The organism is Plesiomonas sp., assembly GCF_051650925.1.
Classification (GTDB): Bacteria; Pseudomonadota; Gammaproteobacteria; order Enterobacterales; family CAMTGL01; genus Plesiomonas.
Map to the genome: position 1 here is coordinate 1 of NZ_JBOFRH010000470.1, position 4,018 is coordinate 4,018.

Annotated in this window: 4 protein-coding genes; 3 read left to right on the top strand and 1 reads right to left on the bottom strand. The window is 49.4% G+C overall.

The genetic code is table 11. The features are described from left to right. Both htpX and ACRC27_RS11430 read left to right on the top strand, forming a co-directional pair. Positions 1–560 (top strand): protease HtpX (gene htpX, locus ACRC27_RS11425; RefSeq protein WP_438639914.1); only part of this gene is annotated, 560 nt, incomplete at its 5' end. Between the two features lie 157 nt (positions 561–717). Next, entirely contained in the window at positions 718–1,584 is an 867-nt protein-coding gene (locus ACRC27_RS11430) for a DUF3658 domain-containing protein (RefSeq protein ID WP_438629247.1), read from the top strand. Positions 1,585–1,596: 12 nt separating this feature from the next. On the opposite strand, the gene punC is transcribed toward ACRC27_RS11430, so the two are convergent. Beyond that, positions 1,597–2,787, bottom strand: coding sequence for a purine nucleoside transporter PunC (punC, locus tag ACRC27_RS11435; protein WP_438639915.1), 1,191 nt, complete (start codon positions 2,785–2,787; stop codon positions 1,597–1,599). 169 nt (positions 2,788–2,956) lie between these two features. On the opposite strand from punC, the gene punR reads away from it, so the two are divergent. Beyond that, positions 2,957–3,922, top strand: coding sequence for a DNA-binding transcriptional activator PunR (gene punR / locus ACRC27_RS11440; protein WP_438624239.1), 966 nt, complete (start codon positions 2,957–2,959; stop codon positions 3,920–3,922). Positions 3,923–4,018 lie beyond the last annotated feature (96 nt).

Below are 4,018 nucleotides of genomic sequence, written 5' to 3' on the forward strand. Positions count from 1 at the left end.
TTGCAACCGGCCCGAGCCGTAATAATTCGCTGGTGGCAGTCAGCAGTGGTCTGCTAGATAGCATGACCCGTGATGAAGCCGAAGCTGTACTGGCTCATGAAATCAGCCATGTGGCAAATGGTGATATGGTCACGATGACGCTGATTCAGGGCGTATTGAACACCTTTGTGATCTTTATTTCACGTATTATTGCGCAAGTAGCATCCGGTTTTCTTTACAATAATGACGATGGTGAAGAGAGCAGCAACGGAAACCCACTGATCTATTTTGGTATCAGTATGGTGCTGGAACTGGTGTTTGGTATTCTAGCCAGCATTATTGCCATGTGGTTCTCACGTTACCGTGAATTTCACGCCGATGCGGGCTCTGCCAAGCTGGTAGGCCGCGATAAAATGGTAGCCGCCCTTGAGCGTTTGAAAACCAGCCATGAGCCACAAATGGAAGGCTCTATGATGGCATTTGGTATCAACAGCGGTAAAAAAAGCTTCAGTGAGTTGTTCATGAGCCATCCTTCACTGGATAAGCGTATTGCTGCACTGCGTGCTGGCCAGTATCAGTAAGTGTGATTTCTGTAACAAGTTAGTATTAAAGGCTGCCAATGGCGGCCTTTTTTTTAACTTGTCTCTCGGTTTTTATTCTCATAACCCTATTATTCTGAATATCTGATATGCGTCTGACTTAGCATATGAGTATCGATTCGGGCTTAAGGGGAGCACCATGGCATCTGCACTGATCCACATAATTTCAGACAGCGTTTGTGCGGCTACGCTGCGTGAAATGCTGCGGCGGTCAGGGCGAACACACGAAAGTGTGGTGTTGTTTGATGATATTCTCTGTCATGGCGATCTGAATGTTGATCGTAAAATATACTGGCAAGCGCTGATGAGCGGCAGCCCAGCGTTTCCGGTATCAGAACATGAGTTGACACATGCTCTGGTCTCTATGCAAAAGCCGTTGGTTTTGTTGTCAGATTGGCTTGCGCAGGGGCGTGTTGTGCAACTGTGGTTATCGGCAAGCCTGCAAGATGCACTGATGCAAAGCCAGATCCTTCGTCATATCGATACCGAGTATCAGCAGAGCCATCAGGTTCGTTATGCTCGGTATTTGCGCGGAGAGCAGAATATGGCACAACTGAGGCAAAGTGAGCAGCATGCGATTGCTTTTCCGCTCTCAGCTTATCGGCAGGCGGCAGATTTATGGCAGCAGTTGGTGGATGATCGCGCAAGCCTGCGTTATCAGGATAACGGCAAAATCGTGAGTGTGCCGGAAAATTTGTATGATCCACTGTTACTCAATGCCATTGCGTTGCCTGAGGCCGTGTTATCAGAGCGGGTGGCGGTGTTGGTTGCTAATACGGTGGGGGATTCACACACTGGGCTACACGCTTTCACCGAGCATGCACCGCAGCATCCAAAGCGGTGGAGCAAAGCGTTGATGGTGGTTGCTAAAGCCTCGGCCTGTATTCATGATTCGCCAGGCTATGAGTTTTTACTGCAGCGCTTATTATGCCTGATAAAAGAAGGCCGGGTCACTGCCCGGCACATGCATCATTTCTGGCCCGAGGTTGAAGTTTCACTCGGGTAATGTATTGACCTGTTACTGTGATGAAGCTTGGCTTGGTTTTGTGGCCGAATTTTTTGCTCGTACACCCTGCAAAAAATAGCCAACCAATACCAGCATCGCCATGATCAACATGGTTTGTGTCGTGGCAATCAGCGCATTTTGTGCCTGCCACGATACCATCATGCTAGCCAGAAAACTTAATCCCAATTGAATAGCATTTTGTAATGCTGCTGCACGGCCGGTATGCGCTTTCCATGGTGCTAGCGCATTAGAAACCACAATCGGGTAGATTGCGCCGTTTGCTACGGCCAGCAAGCAGAAGGGGATCATCAGCAACAGTAAAGAGACATAACCTGTCAGTGGGATGATATACAACATACCCACACTCAGAATGAACAACCCAAGCAACCATGGCAGCATTTTTTTACCGGTGGTGCGAGTCAGCAACGTGCGGCAACCATAACCGCCTGCTAAGAAAGCAATGGTTTGGGGGATATAACTCAAACCGATATCACGCGGGCTGTAGCCCAGCTCACCTAAGATAAACGGTGAACCGGTTAGCCATGCAAAGAACGCAGCAGAGCAGGCAGCAAAAATCAGCGCATTACCTGAAAAGATGGTTGATTGCAAAATGGTCATGTAGCTGACCGATTTTTGAGTGCTAGGTTGCGCGCCGCGCGCTTGCAAACGCAACGTGCACAGCAGTAGCAGAATACCAATCACACCCAACGCGACAAAAATTGCCCGCCAGCTGAAGTGTTCAAGTAACCAAACGCCCATCAATGGTGCAAGTGCAGGGGAGAGTGCGACCAGCGGCATAATGGTTGCAAACATTCTATTGGCTTCATTTCCCTCAAAGCGGTCAACAACCAATGCCTGCCAGCTCACTGCGGCAGCACAAACCCCAACCGCCTGAATAAAGCGCAGTACCAGTAATTGTGTCGTACTGGTGACAAACACACAGCCGAAACTGGCGATAGTAAACAGTAAGATCCCCGCCAGCAGAATAGGACGACGGCCAAGGCGATCAGAGAGCGGCCCCCAGACCAGTTGCGCTATCGCAAAACCGGCAAGGAAGATACTTAATGTTGCACCGATAGCACTGGCATTGCTGCCCAGAGAGACCTGCATAGATTCAAATGCGGGCAAATACATATCAGTGGCCAAAAAGCCAAGCATACTAAGCCCAGCAAGGTATACGGTAAAACCGAGGGAGGATTTCATGTGGCTATCCTGTGTTTTTATTGTTATGCGTATAAGGCATCTGCCTGCGACTCTTATGCAGTGAGCCTTATACGGCGGGTATGATATTGCGCGCAGTCTACTGAGTGACGTTTTCCCTGTAAAACGTTAATATTTGTCTATTGCTTTCAATTATATTGATATCAGAATGATGTGGTCAGAATATACACTGCAAGTGGTTGAATCTGTAGCAAGAACCGGAAGTTTTAGTGCCGCAGGGCAAGAGCTTCATCGCGTACCATCGGCCATTAGTTACACGGTTAGGCAGCTAGAATCTTGGCTTGCTGTTACGCTTTTTGAAAGAAGACATCGCGATGTGGTGCTCACCCCAGCAGGGCAAACGTTTGTTAATGAAGCGCGTGAAACGCTGAAACGGATGAGCGATATTCGTCACCGTTGTCAACTGGTGGCCAATGGGTGGCGTGGGCAGCTATCGATTGCACTGGATAATATCGTGCGCCCAGATCGTGTTCGGCATCTGGTGGCAGACTTTTACCGTGCATTTCCCGATATGGAACTGCTCATTAGCATGGAGGTGTTTAACGGCGTATGGGATGCGCTGGTCGATGGTCGTGCAGATGTGGGTATCGGTGCAACCAGTGCGATACCGGTTGGCGGGAGTTTTGACTACCGTGATATGGGGAGTATGTCATGGCACTTTGTAGTCAGCCCTGATCATCCGGTAGCACAAGGGGTTCAGCCGCTCAGTGATCAAGTACTTAGCCGTTATCCCTCTATTTGCCTTGAAGATACCTCACGGTTATTACCCAAGAGAACAACATGGCTGTTGGATAATCAGCGCCGTTTGGTTGTACCCGACTGGTATGCTGCTACAGATTGTTTGTGCGCAGGGCTGTGTGTGGGGATGATGCCGGCTCATATCGCCAAACCACTGTTATTGGCCGGCCGTTTGATAGAGATGCAGGTGGAGACCCCAACGTTAGACAGCCGATGCTGTGTCGCATGGCGCTCGCAAGATCACTCACCTGCAATGCAGTGGTTACTTGATTACTTAGGGGATACCGAAACACTCAACCGAGAGTGGCTTTCAATACTAGATACCACACTTGAAACCACAGTATCTGCCGCGGGTGTAGATACTGACTCTGTACCGTAGCGGCGCAACCACTCCGTTTCCAGCGCATTTCCCCATGAAGGGTGAGGTTCTGGTAATACCCGATAAAGCTCACTGTGTGCGGTAAACTGGGCTCTT